This is a genomic window from Alteromonas sp. ABE4_545 (assembly GCF_056161325.1).
On record NZ_JBSWYY010000014.1, the window covers coordinates 75,534 to 96,782 of the forward strand.

Annotated in this window: 17 protein-coding genes and 1 tRNA gene; 11 read left to right on the forward strand and 7 right to left on the reverse strand. The window is 45.4% G+C overall.

Annotation, left to right across the window (positions count from 1 at the left end):
• Genes ACXAH6_RS13450 through tldD form a run of 5 tightly spaced genes read left to right on the forward strand, consistent with a single transcriptional unit; the run spans window position 1 to window position 8,167 of the window.
• Window positions 1-579 carry a Maf family protein gene (locus tag ACXAH6_RS13450; protein WP_474877598.1) on the forward strand — a complete coding sequence of 193 codons (579 nt, stop codon included), beginning with the start codon at window positions 1-3 and terminating at the stop codon, window positions 577-579.
• Window positions 576-2,042, forward strand: coding sequence for a ribonuclease G (rng, locus tag ACXAH6_RS13455; protein WP_474877600.1), 1,467 nt, complete (start codon window positions 576-578; stop codon window positions 2,040-2,042). The genes ACXAH6_RS13450 and rng overlap by 4 nt, the downstream gene beginning before the upstream one ends.
• Complete coding sequence (locus tag ACXAH6_RS13460; RefSeq protein ID WP_474877602.1) at window positions 2,039-5,914, forward strand: YhdP family protein; 3,876 nt, start codon at window positions 2,039-2,041, stop codon at window positions 5,912-5,914. Before rng ends, ACXAH6_RS13460 begins: the two co-directional genes overlap by 4 nt.
• Window positions 5,911-6,738, forward strand: coding sequence for a carbon-nitrogen hydrolase family protein (locus ACXAH6_RS13465; protein WP_474877604.1), 828 nt, complete (start codon window positions 5,911-5,913; stop codon window positions 6,736-6,738). The genes ACXAH6_RS13460 and ACXAH6_RS13465 overlap by 4 nt, the downstream gene beginning before the upstream one ends.
• Entirely contained in the window at window positions 6,722-8,167 is a 1,446-nt protein-coding gene (gene tldD / locus ACXAH6_RS13470; RefSeq protein ID WP_474877605.1) for a metalloprotease TldD, read from the forward strand. Before ACXAH6_RS13465 ends, tldD begins: the two co-directional genes overlap by 17 nt.
• A gap of 13 nt (window positions 8,168-8,180) precedes the next feature.
• On the opposite strand, the gene yjgA is transcribed toward tldD, so the two are convergent.
• Window positions 8,181-8,735 (reverse strand): ribosome biogenesis factor YjgA, encoded by a 555-nt coding sequence (gene yjgA, locus ACXAH6_RS13475; RefSeq protein WP_474877606.1) that lies wholly within the window; start codon window positions 8,733-8,735, stop codon window positions 8,181-8,183.
• Window positions 8,736-8,806: 71 nt separating this feature from the next.
• Here yjgA and pmbA point away from each other — a divergent pair, with 71 nt between their 5' ends.
• Entirely contained in the window at window positions 8,807-10,138 is a 1,332-nt protein-coding gene (gene pmbA, locus ACXAH6_RS13480) for a metalloprotease PmbA (protein ID WP_474877608.1), read from the forward strand.
• Between the two features lie 95 nt (window positions 10,139-10,233).
• On the opposite strand, the gene arcA is transcribed toward pmbA, so the two are convergent.
• The 6 genes from arcA to ACXAH6_RS13510 all read right to left on the reverse strand — a co-directional run bounded on the left by arcA (window position 10,234) and on the right by ACXAH6_RS13510 (window position 17,066).
• Window positions 10,234-10,941: a two-component system response regulator ArcA gene (gene arcA, locus ACXAH6_RS13485; RefSeq protein WP_474877609.1), complete on the reverse strand. Its 708-nt coding sequence runs from the start codon at window positions 10,939-10,941 to the stop codon at window positions 10,234-10,236.
• Window positions 10,942-11,089: 148 nt separating this feature from the next.
• Window positions 11,090-12,661 (reverse strand): sensor histidine kinase, encoded by a 1,572-nt coding sequence (locus ACXAH6_RS13490; RefSeq protein WP_474877642.1) that lies wholly within the window; start codon window positions 12,659-12,661, stop codon window positions 11,090-11,092.
• Between the two features lie 226 nt (window positions 12,662-12,887).
• Window positions 12,888-14,315, reverse strand: a complete 1,428-nt coding sequence (gene glgA / locus ACXAH6_RS13495; RefSeq protein WP_474877610.1) for a glycogen synthase GlgA — start codon at window positions 14,313-14,315, stop codon at window positions 12,888-12,890.
• 79 nt (window positions 14,316-14,394) lie between these two features.
• Window positions 14,395-15,480 carry a methyltransferase gene (locus tag ACXAH6_RS13500; RefSeq protein WP_474877611.1) on the reverse strand — a complete coding sequence of 362 codons (1,086 nt, stop codon included), beginning with the start codon at window positions 15,478-15,480 and terminating at the stop codon, window positions 14,395-14,397.
• Window positions 15,480-16,199, reverse strand: a complete 720-nt coding sequence (trmB, locus tag ACXAH6_RS13505) for a tRNA (guanosine(46)-N7)-methyltransferase TrmB (protein WP_474877613.1) — start codon at window positions 16,197-16,199, stop codon at window positions 15,480-15,482. Before trmB ends, ACXAH6_RS13500 begins: the two co-directional genes overlap by 1 nt.
• Before the next feature lie 174 nt (window positions 16,200-16,373).
• Window positions 16,374-17,066 carry an alpha/beta fold hydrolase gene (locus ACXAH6_RS13510; protein ID WP_474877615.1) on the reverse strand — a complete coding sequence of 231 codons (693 nt, stop codon included), beginning with the start codon at window positions 17,064-17,066 and terminating at the stop codon, window positions 16,374-16,376.
• A gap of 96 nt (window positions 17,067-17,162) precedes the next feature.
• On the opposite strand from ACXAH6_RS13510, the gene mutY reads away from it, so the two are divergent.
• The 5 genes from mutY to ACXAH6_RS13535 all read left to right on the forward strand — a co-directional run bounded on the left by mutY (window position 17,163) and on the right by ACXAH6_RS13535 (window position 21,243).
• Entirely contained in the window at window positions 17,163-18,227 is a 1,065-nt protein-coding gene (gene mutY, locus ACXAH6_RS13515; RefSeq protein ID WP_474877617.1) for an A/G-specific adenine glycosylase, read from the forward strand.
• Window positions 18,228-18,242: 15 nt separating this feature from the next.
• Window positions 18,243-18,518 carry an oxidative damage protection protein gene (locus ACXAH6_RS13520; RefSeq protein WP_474877619.1) on the forward strand — a complete coding sequence of 92 codons (276 nt, stop codon included), beginning with the start codon at window positions 18,243-18,245 and terminating at the stop codon, window positions 18,516-18,518.
• 469 nt (window positions 18,519-18,987) lie between these two features.
• Window positions 18,988-19,063 (forward strand) — tRNA-Phe (locus ACXAH6_RS13525).
• Window positions 19,064-19,346: 283 nt separating this feature from the next.
• Window positions 19,347-20,276 (forward strand): DNA cytosine methyltransferase, encoded by a 930-nt coding sequence (locus ACXAH6_RS13530; protein ID WP_474877621.1) that lies wholly within the window; start codon window positions 19,347-19,349, stop codon window positions 20,274-20,276.
• A 4-nt stretch (window positions 20,277-20,280) separates the two neighbouring features.
• A complete protein-coding gene (locus ACXAH6_RS13535) occupies window positions 20,281-21,243 on the forward strand; it encodes a DNA cytosine methyltransferase (RefSeq protein WP_474877622.1) in 963 nt (320 codons plus the stop codon).
• The last annotated feature ends 6 nt before the right edge of the window (window positions 21,244-21,249 follow it).

Consider the following 21,249-nt stretch of genomic DNA (forward strand, 5'->3'; position numbering starts at 1 on the left):
ATGCCGTTTATCCTCGCCTCCGCTTCTCCTCGACGTACCCAATTGCTCACGCAATTGGGTATTGTGCATCAGGTGATGCCTGTTGATATCGATGAGTCACCTAACAAAGGTGAAGATGCACAAACATTAGTCACCCGCTTGGCCAGTGAAAAAGCCGCGGTTGGATATCAAGTTGCATGCGAGCGAAATGGTGATGATGTGGTTGTATTGGCCGCTGATACACTCATTTCCCTCGACGGTAAGCCCTTGGGTAAACCGGCAGATCAAAACGATTGCAAGGCCATGCTGACAGCCTTGGCGAACCGAACCCATCAAGTATTGACGGCGGTTAGTATAAAAAACACGTATCGACAACGCACCCAATGTATCGCAACAGATGTGGAATTTGGGCCGATGACAGACGAAGATATTCAGGCATACTGGCAAACAGGTGAACCTCAGGACAAAGCTGGAAGTTATGGCATTCAGGGGGTAGGAGCGCAATTCGTAAAACGTATTAATGGCAGTTACAGTGCTGTTGTTGGGTTGCCTTTGTTTGAAGTGCGTCAGATGTTGAAAGAATTTGAGGTAATAAAATGAGTGCGGAGCTACTAATTAATGTTACCCCGTCTGAATCACGGGTTGCACTGATCGAAAATGGTATCTTGCAAGAGGTGCACGTTGAACGTCACACTAAGCGTGGTCTGGTGGGAAATATCTACCGAGGTAAAGTGAGTCGTGTGTTGCCCGGTATGCAAGCCGCATTTGTTGATATTGGTCTAGATAAAGCGGCGTTTTTACACGCGTCAGATATCGCCATTCACAATGAAGTGGTGGGAGAAGTATCGACCAGTCATATCGAAAAACAAGACATTCGCGAGTTGGTGCGCGACGGGCAGGATATCGTGGTGCAAGTGGTGAAAGACCCAATCGGCACCAAAGGTGCACGCCTAACGACAGATATTACTATTCCGTCGCGGTACTTGGTGTTTATGCCAAGTGTGACTCATGTAGGTGTGTCGCAGCGCATTGAAGATGAAAAAGAACGCGAGCGCCTCAAGTCTTTGGTGCAAGAGTTTTGTGATGATAATGGTGGCTTTATTTTACGTACAGCTGCCGAAGGTGTTAACCAAAACGAACTACAACAAGACGCTGCGTTTTTACGCCGACTGTGGAGCAAAATTCAGTCGCGTATGAAGAATAAAAAGTCACATGTGCTGTATGAGGATTTACCCCTTGCACGCCGTGTTTTACGCGATTTTGTGGGCACTGAACTCGACCGTATCCGCATTGACTCTAAGCTGTCCTATCAAGAGCTACAACACTTTACCCGTGAATATGTGCCCGAGATGCATCGCAAGCTTGAGTACTATCCGGGGGAGCGACCCATTTTCGATCTCTACGACGTAGAAAACGAAATGCAGCGTTCGTTAGAGCGACGGGTCGATTTGAAATCAGGTGGATACTTGATTATCGATCAAACCGAAGCCATGACGACGATCGATATCAATACTGGTGCTTTTGTTGGACACCGTAATCTCGAAGAAACGATTTTCAATACCAACATTGAAGCAACCCAAGCCATTGCCCGACAACTCAGATTGCGCAACCTTGGAGGCATGATATTAATTGACTTCATCGATATGGTTGAACCAGACCATAAAAGACGTGTCTTACATAGTCTAGAGGTAGCAACAGCGAAAGACCGTGCAAAAATCAATATTCACGGTTTTACGGCGTTAGGCTTAATTGAAATGACGCGTAAACGCACGCGTGAAAGCCTAGAACACACATTGTGTGGAGAATGCCCTGTGTGTAAAGGGCGTGGCACGGTGAAAACCATCGAAACAATTTGTTTCGAGATTATGCGTGAAGTCGTGCGTGTTAATCGCGCATACGACGCCGATAAGTTTGTGGTGTATGCCTCACCTAAAGTTGCCGAGGCATTACTCGGTGAAGAGTCGCACGTACTAGCTGAGCTAGAGGTGTTTGTTTCAAGACAGATTAAAGTACAAACGGAGCCTTTGTATAATCAAGATAAGTACGACGTGGTAATGATGTGAATACCTTTGCTAATCTGGCCGCTTTTATTGTCAAAAAGCTATGGCTAGCGCTGGCAGTTTTTCTAGTTTTATTTGCTGTATTGCTGAGTGTGTTGCGCTATGCGCTTCCACACCTAGAAGACAAGAAGCACCTTCTAGAAGATTACGTTAGCAGTCAATATGGTGTAGCGCTAACCATCGACAGTGTGCATGCCGTTTGGCAGGGTACAGGGCCTAGCATCGTCCTGAATAAAGTAGAGTTGGCGCAAAACCAGTCCTCCCCTGTGGCACTTAAAATTGATGAAGTGTACGTTGAAGTTGATTTTTGGCAGACTCTTGCGCAACGAATGTTGTCTTCCAAGCGCTTCGATTTGGTGGGCCTGTCTCTCGACGTTGATACCGACCGCCTTCAAGCAGGAGGCGACAATGACTTTCCCGTGGTTGACGCTTTGCGCAGCCTTTTCCTCGATCAATTACAAAGCTTTTCCCTTCACGATGGCGAAGTGACCTTACAAAAAGGCGACGAGCATCAAACCTTTGAACTCACACAATTGGTGTGGGTAAACCAAGGCGAGCACCACCAAGGACGCGGGGAAATTCGCGTTAAAGAACTCGCCGCCAACTCGTCATCGTTTGTACTCGATTTACACGGCGACAAGCGCAATCTCGATGGTCTATTTTACGCCAAAGGGGAAGACCTCGATATTTCGCCTTGGGTGAATACGTGGCTGACCGCCGAGCAACCTTTGTTGGAAAGCCGAGGTAATTTTAGTTTATGGGCTGAAATTTCAGACAACGCCTTTAGTGCAGTGCAGCTCGATTTTGATGATACCGCTCTCGCATTGGGTACTGATAATCAAATTGAACTCGAAGCCCGTATTCGCGGCGGTATGATCCAAGCGGTACCTGCCAATACCGGTTGGGCCTTCCGCGTTGACCAGTTAGTGTTTGAAGCTGGAACCAGTCATATGGTGACAGATTTCGTTGGCAGCGTAGACAAGCGCGGACGTATTGTCGTGAACACAGTAAAACCTATGGCGCTGTCTCCGTTGGTGGCCTTGTCGCCTTTGTTTGCCTCACGTGAAACTACGCGAGTGCTCAACAAAATGCGCCCTGAAGCTGAGTTGGCAACCCTTCAAATGGGGGTTATCGATGGCAAATTAGGCATCGCAGCCAAGGTCTTTGATATGCATTGGCAACAAAGCGGGAACATTCCTGGTTTACAATCGATGGATGCCGATTTTTTTTGGCATGACAAACAAGGCGTATTGTCAGTTGAAGCCGATAATACCGAGTTAGCCATTAACAACTTACTCACTCAAAACCTCCCTATAAAAGCGCTGAGCGCAGATCTCCGAGTATTTGAGCAGCCTCAAATTGACGGCGCACCTCATTGGGTTTTGTTAATTGATGACATGCAATTGAACAGTGAAAAGTTCTCTGTGACGCAGGGGCTTCGTTATGATTTTAGTAACAAAGAGCTGTCGGTTGCAACGCGCATAGGTGCGATACAGAACGATCAGGTTGTCAGTTTGATGCCTGCACCTCTGATGGGGCAAAACACAGCGGCTTTCCTCAAGCGTGCATTTGTCGGTGATGGTGAAATAACTGGCGCTACCGTATTGTGGCAAGGCCCCGTTAATGCTTTCCCGTTCGACGATCACGAAGGGGTGTTCCAATCTGAAGTGAACCTCAAAGACACCACGTTTTTATTCGCCCAAGATTGGCCAAGTTTAACCCATGCAAATATCTCGTTACTGTTTGAAAACAACGGCCTTAGTTTGTTTAGCCCATCTAGCCAGTTAATGGACGTTAAACTCACCAATGTAAGAGGGCATATTCCTGAGTTAAAGGGGTCGTCTACATTAACGTTGGAAGCGAACAGCGAAGGGGCGGGAGAAGCAGTGACCGCACTTATCCAGAACAGTGGCATCAAGAAAACACTGGGTAGGGTGCTGTCGCAGGAAGTTAATGTTCATGGCAAGGTTAACGCCGATATCAAGTTGTCTATTCCCCTTAATAGCCGCGAAGTGGCGGTTGAAGGTACAACGTATTTCGCCGGTAACCAAATTTATGTCGCCAGCCTCGATATGCTGCTCGAAGATGTAAAGGGGGCATTGCACTTTGACAATGACAACCTTAAAGCCGACGGGTTAGAAGCTAACCTCATTGGTCAGCCCATTGTCACCAATTTCGAAGGCCAAAAAGATACCCAAGCGTATTTGTTAGACTTTCATGTGAAAGGCGGTTGGGATCTAACGCCAATGATAAAGCGTTATCGTCCGGCATTTGCCGAGTACGTTGAAGGTACATCTGATTGGCTAGCTGATATCTGGGTGCGATTGCCTTCTTCGGGTTTTACATACACCGCCACATTGCAAACCGATTTAACCGGTTTGAAGTCAGATTTGCCTTATCCGTTTGCTAAGCGCAAAGAAACAGAAATGCCCTTTATGCTCACAAGTGAAGGCGACCAGCAGGCATCTACGGTTACTGCGTCATTAGGTAACGAAGTGCGTTTTAACGGCATTATTCCCCATAAAGAGAAACACTTTTCTCGTGCGCATCTCGCCCTAGGCGAAAGTGATTTTGTTGGCCTTGGCGTGGGGTTTAGTATCTCGGCAGACCTAGATGTAGTGAATGTGACTGACTGGTATAAAGCCATAGAGTTAGTGGTTAACAGCACATCGTCGAACAACAAAGGAAAGCCTGGCTTATTCAGTGTGCCTGAGCGTATTTTCATCGAGGCAGAAAACTTGGTCATTGCCGGCCAAACCATGACCAATGTTGATATTACCGCCAAACAGCACAGTAACAATTGGCAACTGGACATCAGCTCTGCACAAGCTAAAGCGGTAGTGAACCTGTACGACCAATGGTTAGAAAAGGGCATTGATATCGACGCCGATTTTATTCGCTTTAATCGCTGGAAAGCGTCTGAAGACAAAGTGGAACACCACTGGGACCCAACAACATTGCCGCCCATTCGGTTTCATTGCGGTGATTGCGTAGTGCTTGAAAAACGCATGGGGGAAATCGACTTGGAAGTGGTGAAAGTCGACAATGGTCTGCATATTAAACGCTTTGATGCTAAGGCTAACCACGGCAAGCTTCAAGCGACAGGCGATTGGACAATACAGTCGGGGCAAAACCACACGCGCTTATTAGGCTCGGTAAACAGCCAAGATGTTGGCCGCATGCTAGACGAATATGGTGTGAACTCAGGCATTAAAGATTCTCAAGCCAGTATGAAGTTCGATCTAAATTGGGCTGACTCACCGTTTGGTTTTGAATTTGGGCGAGTTGATGGTGATATCAATTGGAAACTCACCGACGGTTATTTAACAGAAATCAGCGACAAGGGGTCGCGTATTCTTACGTTATTCAGTTTGAATTCTCTTGTGCGTAAACTGAGCTTAGATTTTAGAGATGTATTTGCAAAAGGCTTCTTTTACGATGATATGCACGGCAGCATGCAAATAGAGAAAGGGGTCGCAAATACGCAAGATACTGTGATTGACGGTGGTGCAGGAGAAATCACCATCAATGGCTATACTAATTTAGCCAGTCGGGAATTAAACTATCACGTATCATTTGCGCCAAATGTGACCGGTAATTTACCTGTTCTGGTGTATTTCATGGTGAATCCGCCCACTGCTATTGCAGCATTGGCGCTTGATCAGGTGCTAACATCGGCAAAGGTCATTTCTAATGTGAATTATTCAGTCACAGGGACCTTAGATGCACCTGTGTTTGAAGAGTTAGGGCGAGACAGCAAAGATGTACCTATTTCTGGTCCAGAGGCTAGCCCTGAGACGAGCAAAACTGATGTGCCGCCATTAACTGACTCTGATCTAGAACGCGTGAACGTGGTTGTGGGAGGCATAGAATGACCCATTTGGTTGCAATACAAATGACATCGTCACCGAACGTCGATGAAAACTTAAACAGTGTGGCCAAATCGCTCTCCAAATTAAATGCAATAGGTGACAAACTGGTGGTATTACCGGAGTGCTTTGCGTTATTTGGTGGCAGCGACAAAGCGCAACTGGCGAATGCAGAAACACGTGGAGACGGGCCGATTCAAGCGCGGCTTAGCCAGTTAGCCAAACAGCATGGGTGCTATCTTGTATCTGGCACTATGCCAATACTGGCAGATACGGCAGGCAAGTTTACCGCGTCGTCATTCGTTTTTGATCCCACAGGGGGCAGTATTGCGGAGTATCAAAAAATTCATTTGTTTGACGTACTTGTTGACGACAGTACAGGCTCATATAAAGAGTCTCGGTATACCGAGCCTGGTAAGCAAGTGGTTGTTGTAGACACGCCGTTAGGGCGAGTGGGTATGGCAGTGTGCTATGATGTGCGCTTTCCGGGGTTATTCGAAGCGATGGGCGATATCGACATACTGGTGTTACCTGCCGCATTTACGCAACACACAGGTGCAGCCCATTGGCATACTTTGTTACGTGCCAGAGCAATTGAAAAACAATGTTTTGTTGTTGCTGCAGGCCAAACAGGCGTTCATGCAAACGGACGCACAACGTATGGTCATAGCATTATTTATTCGCCATGGGGCGACATGTTGGCAGAACGAGAAACTGCGCCCGGCCTGATTCAGGCGCGTATAGACGTTGCATCAAGAAAGAAATATAAGCAGTCGATGCCTGTTCAGCAACACAATCGATTTAGGAGTGATTTTGTTAGATCAAGTTGAAACACATTTGTTGACTGATTCGGGTTTAGACCGTCAGCAACTTGAAGCCGCTTTGGCTTCCATTCATTCGCACCAGAACGATTATGCCGACCTTTACTTTCAATCTAGCCAACACGAAAGTTGGGTGTTGGAAGACGGTATTATCAAAGAAGGTAGCTACAATATTGAACGCGGTGTTGGTGTGCGTGCCATCAGCGGCGAAAAAACCGGTTTTGCCTATTCTGACGATATCAGCCCAGAAGCGATTAAAAAAGCGAGTCTTGCTGCTCGGAGTATTGCGCCTGCCGAGGGTAAGCAAAAGGTGTCGAGCTTGGGTAAGGTTGAGCCAGCACAACGCTATCAGGCGGATAACCCTATTCAAGCGTTAGAAGACGCAGAAAAAATTGCCCTTTTACGGGCTGTTGATGCATACATTCGCAAGCACGAGTCGCTCGCCAATCAAGTGGTAGTGAGTTTGAGCGGCGTGTATGAAGAAGTCTTAGTCGCGGCCAGCGACGGTACTTTTGCAACCGATATTCGCCCCTTAGTGCGTTTGAACTGTTCGGCTCTCATTGAAAAAGACGGGCGTCGTGAACGAGGCTCGGCGGGAGCTGGTGGGCGTCATAGCTATAGCTTTTTCCAAAGCAATAAAGACGATGGTCGCCCTATGTACGAACATTTGGCCGATGAAGCTTTGCACATGGCCCGCGTGAATATGGAAGCGGTGGCATCACCTGCGGGCACTATGCCAGTGGTATTGGGTAGCGGTTGGCCTGGTGTGTTACTTCACGAAGCAGTGGGCCATGGATTAGAGGGCGACTTTAACCGTAAAGGCGCATCAACCTTTAGTGGCCGTATTGGTGAGCAGGTGGCGGCAAAAGGCGTGACAGTGGTAGACGATGGCACGATGGAGAACCGTCGGGGTTCGTTGTCGATCGACGATGAAGGCACACCTTCAGCATACAACGTGCTAATTGAAGACGGCATACTGAAAGGCTATATGCAGGATAAGATGAACGCGCGTTTGATGGGGGTTAATCCCACGGGTAATGGACGTCGTGAGTCTTATGCTCACTTGCCAATGCCACGCATGACGAACACGTATATGTTGGCGGGCCAACACGATCCACAAGAGATTATTGCTTCTATCGATAAAGGTATTTACGCGCCTAACTTTGCTGGTGGTCAGGTAGACATTACGTCTGGCAAGTTCGTGTTCTCAAGTGCAGAAGCGTATCTTATTGAAAACGGGAAAATTACTGCGCCGATAAAAGGGGCAACATTGATAGGAAATGGCCCAGAGGTAATGCAAAAAATCTCCATGATCGGCAACGACCTAGCCCTAGATAGAGGGGTTGGCGTATGCGGAAAAGACGGGCAAAGCGTGCCAGTTGGCGTAGGCCAACCGACACTCAAAATTGACGAACTAACCGTCGGTGGAACGTCTTAACAAACCTTGTTTGTTAGATGTCCTCTCCCACTGTTTCTTTGAGGTATTGAAATAGCTCACGAAACGCTTTGGGTGGCGCGTTCTTCTCACGTTCACGTTTGATAGCGCGCTGGTATTGACGCAATTTTTGGCGGTCTAGATCAGGGTGAGATTCAATCAGAGATTGAATTGCCTTATCGCCGCCATCAATAATAGATTCACGCGCTTTTTCTAATCGGTGAAAGGCGGCGTTTTCGGAGTTGTGTTTATTGACGAGCTTGTCTAGCGCTTGCTCAATGTCAGTAACATCACGCTGGCGCATTAATTTACCGATAAATTGTAGCTGACGACGGTAACCGTCTTTTTTACGGTTAATTCTACGGGCAATCGCGATAGCGTCAGATAGATCATCATCTAACGGGATGGTGTCTAGGTGCGCTGCAGACAGGCCAACAATCGTTTCTCCGAGCTTTTGACGCTCAGCAGATAACCGTTTGAGTTCAGACTTACTTACGTATTCGTCTGATTCAAACTGGCCTTCATCATCGTGCAAAGGCTCGTCGCCTTGATGGGTAGATCGATCACTCATTGGATACTCATAGGTGTTACACTGTGTCTAGCTGCTAATTATGACAGACTGACTGGAATAGCGAAACTGATATGCAAATAGAGCAACAACTGGCTGAAATTCAAAGCAAGGTCGAAGACGTGTTAAACCTTGCCAAACAGAAAGGTGCAACCCAAGCTGAAGCCAGCATGTCGAAGGTAGAAGGCATTGCGGTCTCATCTCGCTTAAAAGAAGTTGAGAATGTAGAGTTTACCAATGATGGTGGCTTGGGCATTAGCGTGTATGTAGGCAAGCACAAAGGTAGCGCTTCAACAGCCGACCTGAGCAAAGAAGCACTGACAAAGGCCGTTGAGAAAGCCATTGATATTGCTAAATACACAAGCGAAGACCCATGCACCGGCTTGGCCGATGCAGAGCTTATGGCCACCTCATTCCCAGATTTGGACTTGTATCACCCAGAGCCTCTTGACCCAGAAGCGGCAATTGAAAAAGCGATCACGGCTGAGACCGCAGCGCTTGATGCAGACCCACGTATTTCAAATTCAGACGGTGCTTCGTATAACGCTAATATGGGCATGCGAGTTTACGGCAATACCCATGGTATAAATACCGGATACCCCAGCACGCGTTATAGCCTCAGCTGCATGGTAATTGCTGGCGAAGGCAGCCAAATGCAACGAGATTATGCGTATACGGTGAATCGTCGCCCCGACTTACTGGAGACCCCAGAGTGGGTGGGTAAAAAAGCAGCTGAATCGACAGTTTCTCGCTTGGGCGGTCGCAAAATAAAAACGGGCAGTGTGCCTGTGCTAATGCACAAAGAAATTGCCGCCAGTTTATTCGGTCATTATGTCAGTGCTATCAGCGGCGGTAGCTTATATCGACGTTCTTCGTTCTTGCTCGATAAACTCGGGCAGCAAATTTTTCCTGAGTGGTTAAACATTATTGAACGACCACACCTGAAAGGGGCATTGGCGAGCTGCAACTTCGACAGCGAAGGGGTAGCTACCAAAGACATGACGATAGTCGATAAAGGCCAGCTTTCTACTTATCTTTATACCACTTATTCGGCGCGTAAACTCAATACTGTATCTACCGGTCATGCGGGTGGTATTCACAACTGGATAATAGGGAACTCAGGGCACTCTGACGACGATTTGTTGAAAGAGATGGGCACTGGCTTGCTGGTTACCGAAATGATGGGGCAGGGCGTGAATATCGTCACCGGAGACTACTCTCGTGGAGCAGCAGGGTTCTGGGTGGAAAACGGTGAAATTCAATATCCCGTGCACGAAGTGACTATTGCAGGCAGTTTGCAAGATATGTACGCCAATATCATTGCGATAGGTGCCGACCAAGACGTACGTGGTGGTGTGCAAACCGGCTCGGTCTTACTAAACAAAATGCAAGTGGCGGGTGAATAGTCGCCCTGCTGTTGCTTTTTGGTAACAGACACAAATAAAAAACGCAGTCTCTGGACTGCGTTTTTGTTATCTACCTATTTCGGTGTTGATGCTAATTAAGCGTCAACGGTACCGCAGAAACGGTAACCTTCACCGTGAATAGTCACGATCAATTCTTCTTCGTTAGGCTCAGACTCGAAGTGTTTACGGATACGACGGATCGTAACGTCTACAGTTCGGTCATTCGGGCGTAGTTCACGGCCTGTCATTTCCATGATCAATTGCTCACGCGTCAAGATTTTACCTGGGTTGCTCAAGAACAAGTGAAGTGCACGGAACTCACTGCGAGGTAGGCGGAATTCATTACCACTTGGTGCGATAAGTGAGCGGCTGTCGCCGTCTAATGTCCATCCGTTAAAGCTTACACGGCTTGGTAAATCGTCGTCTTCCGCTGTGCTGGTAGTACGAGCCAATAGGTTACGTGCACGGATAGTCAGTTCACGCGGGTTAAATGGCTTCGTTAGGTAATCATCAGCACCAATTTCTAAACCTAGGATACGGTCTACATCGTTGTCGCGGCCAGTTAGGAAAATAAGGCCGACGTTCTTACGGTCACGTACTTCACGTGCCAAAATCAAGCCGTTTTTGCCTGGTAGATTAATATCCATAATCACTAGGTTGATGGCATGATTTTCAAAAAAGTCGTGCATCTGCTCGCCGTTCTCCGCTTCGAATACATTGTATCCTTCAGCTTCAAACAAACTCTTCAATGTGGTACGCGTTACCACTTCATCTTCGACTATTAGTATATTTGGCGTCTGCATCTGCTCACACTCTATTACATTCTAAAAAGGTAGATTTGTTAATTTATTTAACACTTCAGCGGTTTGTTTGCAATTAATTGCACCAGTTACCTCTGGTATTGGGGTCATAGACCGAAATTCAAGCACTTATTGTACCTAAATTACAGATTTATGCCGAATTTTTTACTTTTACCGGGAAAATAATCATAAATTCGACACCTTGGCCTTCTTCACTTGTGAGTGATATTGAGCCATTAAGACCTTGAGTGACGAGATTATAAACCAAGTGCATCCCAAGCCCTGAGCCGCCTTGCCCCCGTTTTGTGGTAACAAAAGGATCAAAGATACGCTTGCGTATTGCGCTTGGAATTCCCTTACCATTATCCCTGTAAATTAATTTCAGTTTACTGGAATTCATTATTTCAGCAACGATTTCTATGTTGCCATTTTCAATGCCTTCAAATCCATGAATAATTGAATTCATAATCAAATTGATAAGGATTTGATTAATCGGGCCGGCTTTAGTTTCAATAATTAACCCTGATTCACATTGTACATCAATTTTGTGGTTAACTTTCTTCAACCTTGGGCGTAAAGATAAAAGAATTTCACTGATCAGTTGAGCTAAATCGAGCACCCGCGCGTTTTCATTCGACTGGTCGACAGCGACCTGTTTGAAACTCGAGATTAACTCGGCTGCGCGATTGAGGTTGCGATAAATAATATTGAGGTTTTCCTCGCTTTCAGCCATAAACTTGGCCATCGCACTGGCTTTGAGTGTTTTGTTCTCAAATTGCTCTTTAATTGTTGCGAGTCGGTCGAGCATCATAGTCGATGCCGTAACCCCTAAGCCAATTGGGGTGTTAACTTCATGAGCCACACCAGCCACCATGTCGCCTAAAGAGGCCATTTTTTCATTTTGAACAATCTGGCGCTGAAATTGGTGGAGTTTTTCGAGTGTTTGAATCAGCTCTTGGTTGGCGTCTTTGAGGGCAATAGTTCGCTGATTTACCATGTCTTCCAAACTGGCATTGAGGTTGCGATGTTGCTCTTCCGCTCGTTGTTGTCTGAGCATGTAGTCTTGCATTCTAGACAGCATTGAATTAATTGCATCAGATAGCGCGTTGACGTCGCGTATATTCGACGGCTCTGCCCGAGGTGAATAATCACGCGAGCGAGCAATGCGCTGCAACAAACCCGTTAGTGCGTTAATCGGCGAGTTTACGTAATGTACTGTTCTAAATGCGACTAACAGGCAAGCAGCAAGGATGATCACACTGAATAGTAACTGGTGCATGATCAAAGAGCTAAACATCTCGTCGATGCTTTCTGCACTGGCTCTCAAGTATACGTAACCAATGGTTCGCTCTCCCACGTTAATTGGGCGAGCTACCTCAATAGCGTCATCTGTGATTTGTGGCGTATAAAAACGCGAAAGCCGGTCGATTTGGTCGGGTATCGAACTATTGCCAGACTGGTTGAAAGTAGTAAAACGCGCTAATTCGCCTGTTTCATCGAACTTGTACAAGTGAACATGCGTTACGAAATCGGCGGCGTATAAACTATTTAGCTCGTTGTTTGTATCGCCTAGTGCTTTTTCGTCCACTGTATTCGCTGTGTTAATGGCGATCATCTCAGCCAACATACTGGCATCTTCAATCTGCTCTTGTTGATAGCCTTTTATCTGAGTGCGAATAGAGACAACAGAAGAAATGAGGAGAGTTGTGCTGGCCACAATCATCACGGCCCACAGAAAAATACTCTGTATAGAGAACTTAATTTTCGGTTGGGTCATAAGGTTATGAACATGACTAATTACAGATATTTATCACTAATATTGGCCCAATATTAGTGAAAAGAAAAGGGAACATTTTAGGTATTACCGGGTTATTTTTATGACAACCGCGTTTTTACGCCAAATCGCCATTTTTTGGCGACGATTTGACGTAATTGTGGCTTAACTCGGTTTATACGAAAGTGGCGGAATAAAGGTCGGCATACTGTAAGGCCGCCGCTTCCCAGGTAAACCGTGTTTTCATCCCTCTTATTTGAATGTCGCGGAACACCGCAGGTGATTCGTGGTAACACAACAAGGCTCTTCTAATACAATCAAGCAGAGCTTGCGGTGAGGGAATGTCGAACACAAAACCTGTTGCTGCATCAGGATTGGCTTCATAATCGACGACGGTGTCTTTCAAGCCGCCAACCGCTCGTACAATGGGTAAGGTGCCATAGGCCAAACTGTACATTTGGTTTAGACCACAAGGTTCAAACTGAGACGGCATTAAGAAGAAATCTGCTCCGGCCTCTACTAAGTGGGCGTGTTCAGAACTAAACCCATTGATAAAAGCAAATTGCTCTGGGTGTTGGTGGGCAAATTCACCCAAATCCATGCACACTTTGGGGTCTCCAGTACCCACGATAACCATTTGCACGTTGTGTTGTATTAGGCGGTCTAGTATCGGCACGATATAGCCAAAACCTTTTTGCTCAGTGAGACGACACACCATACCAATAAGCGGAACATCGGGGTGAGCAGGTAAGCCTGACGCACTTTGTAACTTAGTTTTGCAATCGCGTTTACCGCCAAAGTTGTCTACCGAATAATGAACGGGTAAATACGCATCTGTTTCAGGATTCCATTGGGTATAGTCACAGCCGTTTAGAATACCGCTCAAATCTTGCTTTCGAAGTACCAGACGTTCGTGTAAGCCGTGGCTACCTAAGTCGGTGAGTAGTTCATCAGCGTAATTAGGACTAACCGTGGTAATTTTATCTGCGTACTCAATGCCAGATTGCAACATATTGATGTAGCCACCGTGAACTTGGCTTAATACCGCAGGGTGGTGGCGTAAAAAAGGAATGTCGTTAAGTTTATTCACGCCTTGGAAGGCGGCATTGTGAATGGTAAATACCGTTTTTGTATTGGCAAAAAATGCACTGCGATCATGCTTGAGTAAAAACGGCAGCATAGCAGTATGCCAGTCGTGGCAATGAATGATGTCGGTTTCAATTTGCAGCGCTTGTAATGTGTGTAATACCGCGCCACTGAAAAAACTAAAGCGCTCGCCATTGTCGGCATAAGCGTCGTATTCACTGCTGTATAGCCCATTGCGGTCGAAATATTCAGGGTAGTCAACAAAGTAAACATTAATGTTGTGCCATTCCAACTGTTTAACAGTGAAGTGATAAACTTTACCGCCAGTAAACAGGGTTTGTTCTTCGCCCACATTGTTTAATTGATATTGCTGCGCAATAGCTTGGTAGTAGGGCATCACAATAGTGACTTCATGACCCAGTGCTTTCAGCGCAATAGGTAGGGCCTTGCCGACATCAGCTAGGCCGCCAGTTTTAACCAGTTCTTCTACTTCTGAGATAGCGAAAACAACTTTCACGAACAACCTCTTTCGTTATACCGTGCTCAGCTTCTGACGCTTGATGTTTTTCAGCGTGTTTTTTCGCGTAGAAGCTCAACTATTTAGTGGCGTAGTAAACCGAAAATTGTGTGTCCTGAGCTAAGGTATGCACGGGAGAAAATTGTGCTTCCAAAAGCCCCGGGTAGGGTAGAAAACGGTTTGCTACCAAATAAAGTGACCCTTTGGGTGATAGGTGTTGACCCACGCCCACAATAAAATCATGGGTAATACTATAGTCAGTTTTTATACCTGTATGGAAGGGGGGATTGGTAACAATGTGGTTGAATTGCCCAGAAATCCCTTTTAATCCATCCGAAGCGGTTAAGGTAAAAGTCTGATTGTTGAGCTCGGCCGTACGCGCGGCACAATACAAGCCCAAGGCGCTAATATCACTCAACGTTGCTTTTAGTTGGGGAGATTGCTTCACCAAATAGCTGCCAATTACCCCTGCGCCGCAAGCAAAGTCGAGTAGCGAGCCAGTAAACCTTTGCGGCATTTTTTCTAATAATAGCTTGGTACCCTTGTCGAGCTCGCCATGACTGAATACGCCAGGTAAGGAGTAAACAGGCCAAGTGACATCATTGAGTTGATAGTCAATTTCCTGATGCCAATTATCTGGTAAAAAGCGTTTTACTGCGGCGTTGACATGGCAGGTTAACAAGCTGCAGTGGCGTGCTGAATCAACCTTTTCGACATCGCCAAATTCGGTCAATATCTTATTTGCGCTTTTAATGCCGCCTTTGTTTTCACCGACTAGGTGAATACGCCCATCTAAACTTAACGACGGAATAGCCATGGCTAACAACAAAGAAAGTTGTGCTTTGGCTTTCGGCATGTGAATTAAAATGTCGGTATAGACTTTGTCATTGGGTAAAAACGGACAAAAATGATGAGTGTGCAGGCCAGATTCTGCCTGCACATTAAAGCCATAAGCTTTAGATGCCACATCGCGACTGTCAAACTGCACGTTATTTATACCCGATACACTTTGCGAAAAGATATCAAAGTATTGGTGCAAAAAAGTTATCGGTTGGGCTTCAATATCGTTACCGATATAGGCATCAGCTGGGTTGATGACCAACCAGTCGCCTTCGTCAAATAACTCGATGTTTCTTATTAACAGTTGGCTTTGTGGCGCTAGCATTATTCAGTACGCTCGTAAATTAGGTCCCATACGCCGTGACCAAGCTTTTGGCCGCGTACTTCAAACTTTGTTGTAGGGCGATAATCAGGACGTTCAACATAATCACCTGATGACGCAGTATTTTTGTAGCCCGGCGCTACATTCATCACTTCAGCCATATGCTCGGCGTACTGTTCCCAATCTGTCGCCATGTGGAATTTACCACCAATAGTTAGGCGAGAGCGGATCACTTCAGCAAATTCAGCTTGAACAATACGGCGCTTGTGGTGACGCTTTTTATGCCACGGATCAGGGAAGTAAAGCTGTAGACGACTTAAGCTGCCTTCTGGGATCATGTTCTTCAGCACTTCAACGGCATCGTGCTCCATCACTCTTAAGTTTGTTAGTCCAGCTTCACCAGCATCAGACAAACAAGAGCCAACACCGGGGCGATGTACTTCTATGCCTAAAAAGTTTAACTCAGGGGCTGCAGCGGCCATTTCAACCAAAGACTTACCCATGCCAAAGCCAATTTCCAATACAACGGGCGCGTCGCGACCAAATAGTTCGGTAAAATTGATCGGGGTGTCTTGGTAATCAACACCCATGGTGGGCCAATAAGTTTCTAGTGCGCGAGCTTGACCATTGGTGAGACGGCCTTCGCGTTTTACATAACTTTTGACTTTGCTAACGTATACGCCAGCGGCTTCTGCTTCAGCTTCTGATTTAAACTGTCCCATTACTCACAGCTCTGCTAGTTAAAAATTGTCGCGCATTATGCAGGCTACGCGCCTGATTGCAACGCTTAGCCTCACTTAATTGTATGATTTTTTATCACTGTCAGTATGCCTTGAGCCACTATTTAACTCAATATTAGTGTGATCACAGTGACTTAAGTGACAAAATAAAAAAGACTAAGCAAGCCAGCTTTGCAATAAATTTGCTACCGCTTGAGGCCTTTCAAGCAATGACATGTGCGAGGTGTCTTTGAGTAAATGCAAAGACGCGCCTTTTATCATTGTTTCCATTTCTTCTAGTTTAGGCCGTGGCGTGAGTGGGTCGTTGTCACCGGCAACAATATGTATTGGGCAAGATAAGGTGTTAAGTTCACTAATGCGGTTTTGTCGTGGCGTTGTGCTTTTAACGTGAGCAAGTAAGGTTTTCCCACCTAAATCTGCAGACATTTCTTTTATGTAATTCATGAACATAGAGTCTGAGTGAAAGCTAGGATGCACCAAACTTTCGATATAGCTCATTTCATCGGCTTTAAATTGCCCCTTCTCCAATATGTGCACTAACTGCTTTCTGCGCTTTACTTCACTCTCGTCAAAGCCTTGGGCGGCATAACCCACTAAAGTGAGTGATGCGAGTGAATCAGGATTTCGCTTGGCCCATTCAGTAGCAACATAGCCTCCCATCGAAAACCCTACCATATGAACCTTTTCGTCGGGTAATACTCTGTCACTGGTCAATGCCATCATATCGTCAAAGCTGGTGGCCCACTGCAATGGTACATAGCGACGTTGATAGAGATTTAACTTGCGCCAAACAGGCAACCAAACACGTTCATCACATAAGGTGCCGGGTAAGAAAACAGTCGCGGTCATGTAATATTGCTCTTATCTTTTCGATCTTTGATGGATTTTTGCGGCCAAACTATACGGTGTTCAGCGAAACATTGATACACTTCGTGCAAACTCATAGTGCAGAATAAACATAGCATGCAAGACAGTTTTTCAAAGCGGGTTTTAACCTGGTTTGATCAGCACGGCCGAAAGCATTTGCCGTGGCAACAATCAATATCGCCTTACCGCGTATGGATTTCGGAAATCATGTTGCAGCAAACACAAGTGACGACCGTGATCCCCTACTTTAATGCTTTTATGCAGCGTTTCCCGTCGATAAAGGCATTAGCTGATGCGCCGCAGGATGACGTACTGCATCATTGGACTGGGCTAGGTTACTACGCCAGAGCGCGTAACCTGCATAAAGCCGCACAAATGATGGTGGCCCAATATGAAGGAGAATTTCCTACCTACATTGACGATGTTATTGCGTTACCGGGGATTGGGCGTTCTACGGCGGGGGCTATTTTGTCGATAGCTGGCGGGCAATCACACCCGATTTTAGATGGTAATGTAAAGCGTGTATTGGCTCGGTTTTATGCCGTAGAAGGGTGGCCGGGGCAAAAAAAGGTGGAAAATACGCTGTGGGAATATGCTGCCAAGCACACTCCCGTTGAGCGCGCGAACAACTATACCCAAGCGATGATGGACCTAGGGGCCATGACGTGTACACGGTCAAAACCTGATTGTGACCATTGTCCACTGCAAAGTGATTGTTTAGCTTATGCACAAGGCCGACAAAGTGAATTTCCGGGTAAAAAGCCCAAGAAGGCAATTCCGGTGAAGCAATCAACAATGTGGGTGTTGTTCTATAACGGCAAAATACGCTTGGCTCCACGCCCTTCAGCAGGCATATGGGGTGGATTATGGGGGTTGATCGACGGAGAAGATCACGCTCAAGCAGAAGCCGCCGTGCAGCAATTAGGTGTGCTAGACTACGACCATTCGGCCTTAACGCCATTTCGGCATACATTTAGTCATTTTCATTTGGATATAACGCCCGCGGTTTTGTTTTTAGCCAAGCCTCCTCGGCCTGAAGTGAATGACAGTGATGCGCGATGGTTTGATATTCACGAAACTATACCGGTAGGCTTAGCTGCGCCAGTAAAACGAATTATTGAAGAGCTTAAATCTCGCTTATAAGCGAAGAGAGGAAACATGAGTAGAACAGTATTTTGTCAGCATCTCAATCAAGAGGCCGACGGTTTAGATTTTCAGTTATACCCAGGAGAATTGGGCAAACGTATTTTCGATAATATTTCGAAGCAAGCTTTTTCAGAATGGCAAAAAAAGCAAACCATGCTGATCAACGAGAAAAAGTTGAACATGATGGAGCCGACTGACCGCAAATTCCTAGAAGAGCAGATGGAAGCATTTTTGTTTGAAGGCAAAGAACCCACCATCGAAGGCTATGTGCCACCGCCTAAAAAGTGATTATTTAATCGATTTGCTTAAAGAGTGCGCAGTTGGTGATTTTTTTGAAAAAAGCGGTTGACTTGGCTTCGAGAAAACCGTTAAATACGCACCCACGACGCAACGGGTTGTAACAAACCTAACGCGCAAAAGATTTTGCCTCGATAGCTCAGTTGGTAGAGCAGCGGATTGAAAATGCAAAGTGTCTTTTGCTTTCATTCACGCAAGTTACTGAGATATAATGAGAAGTAAGTTGCTAAGCACTTAGAAATTACTTGCAAAGTTTTGCAAAGAAATTCGAAGCTTAATGAGCACAGTTTATGTGCCTCGATAGCTCAGTTGGTAGAGCAGCGGATTGAAAATGCAAAGTGTCTTTTGCTTTCATTCACGCAAGTAACTGAGATATAATGAGAAGTAAGTTGCTAAGCACTTAGAAATGACTTGCAAAGTTTTGCAAAGAAATTCGAAGCTTAATGAGCACAGTTTATGTGCCTCGATAGCTCAGTTGGTAGAGCAGCGGATTGAAAATCCGCGTGTCCCTGGTTCGATCCCGGGTCGAGGCACCATTCATACAAAAGCCCTGATCAGAAATGGTCGGGGTTTTTTTGTTTTTAGCCTTACATTTTATTTAAAGCAAACTACTACATTGTACTCGTTTCTATTCTATTGAAAGGCTTGGTGTAAGCTCGATTGCCATATTAGCGATAATAGAGCCTTATATTATTAAGCTTGCCGAAGCAAAACGTCCTATGGTTCAGTTGTGATTCGGCGTGCAAAAGTCTATTTATTATCGGGGTTAGGTTTGTTATTTTTATATGGTTTTATATACAGTGATGATATGGTCGACTTATGAAAGTAGTTTCGTTATTTTCCGGTGCTGGTGGTTTAGATTTAGGATTTATAAAGGCTGGTTTTAGAATAGTTTGGGCAAATGATTTTGATGAGGATGCAGTTGCAACCTATAAACGTAATATCGGTGATCATATTGTTCACGGCAAAATAGAAGATATCCCTACAGATTCGATACCTGACTGCGATGTCGTAATAGGTGGGTTTCCATGCCAAGGATTTTCACAAGCAAATATGCTGCGTTTTGAAGAGGATGAGCGTAACAAACTTTATCTTGAATTTCTTAGGGTTGTTAATGATAAGCAACCTAAATTTTTCTTTGCTGAAAATGTAAGAGGTATACTGAGTTTAGGTAAAGGGGCGGCTATAAAGAAAATTGAAAGTGATTTTGAGTCAGCTGGATATAGAATGCAAAAAAGACTTTTTAATACGGCGGACTACGGTGTACCACAGGCTAGATGGCGGGTTATTCTCGTGGGTACCCGTAATGATGTAGACTTTGAATACGAATATCCAAAAGCGTCACACGCATCACCAAGTAAGTGCTTAAAAGAAGGCCTTAAACCGTGGACCACTATCGGACAAGCATTAGAAGAAATTCCTGAGCCAGAAGAAAATCACAACCTCGTCAATCACGTTTATTCTCAGTATAAAGTGACGAATAGAAATTTCACAGGGCACCGTACAACAAATCCAGATAAACCTTCCCCTACAATATTGGCAAGAGGTAATGGTAAAGGAGGGGTTTGTGCTATTCAACACCCCAGAAACCATAGAAGAATGTCAATTAGAGAATCTGCAATCGTCCAGTCTTTTCCCATAGATTATGAGTTTATCGGGAGTATGACATCATGCTACCGACAAGTTGGGAATGCGGTTCCTTCGGAATTTGCGTATCATGTTGCAAAACAACTGAAGCAGTGTAGCTAGAAGTATGAAAGTAGTCTCTCTTTTTTCCGGTGCAGGCGGATTAGATCTTGGTCTCATAAATGCGGGTCTAAAAGTTATCTGGGCAAATGACCTCTATGCAGATGCAGTAGAAACGTACAAACAAAATATTGGCGATCACGTGGTGTTAGATGATATTGCTAACATACCATCTTCTGAAATTCCCGATGCTGACGTCATTGTTGGCGGATTCCCCTGCCAAGGTTTTTCTGTAGCAAATATGTCAAGGAAATCAGAAGATCCGCGGAATAAGTTGTATTTGGAAATGGTGAGGGTAATCAAAGACAAAAAACCTAAGTATTTTATTGCAGAGAATGTGAAAGGAATATTGTCGTTGGATAAGGGAGAGGTAATTAAGAAAATAGCGCAAGACTTCGAATCTTTGGGGTATAAAGTCCAATACAAGCTTTTAAATTGCGCAGATTATGGTGTACCGCAAACTAGAATGAGAGTGATAATACTCGGAGTCAGAGCTGATCTGGATATAAATATAGAATTTCCTCCACGCAAAACTCATTCTAAGGAAAGCGAATTTTTGCCTCCTTGGGTTACTGTAGGAGAGGCTCTAGCGCACTTCCCAGACCCTGATGAAGTGAATACTGTTCCTAATCATGTATATTCTCAATATAAACTTCGCTTCAATGGTCACTTGGGCCATAGAGAAATAAACCCTAACAAGCCTTCTCCAACAATTACTGCAAGAGGGGATGAAAAAGGGGGGGTCGTTGTGTTACATCACCCCAGCAATAATCGAAGAATGACAGTAAGAGAAACTGCTGCAGTACAAACCTTTCCAGATGATTTTGAATTTTTTGGAGCGAAGACTTCTGGGTATAGACAAATTGCGAATGCGGTTCCGCCTCTACTAGGCAGAGCTTTAGGCGATATGTTGTTGGAGGCAGAGCAATGCAGTCATTTACCTATTGAGAAGAAATTGGCTTTAGCTTAATTTACA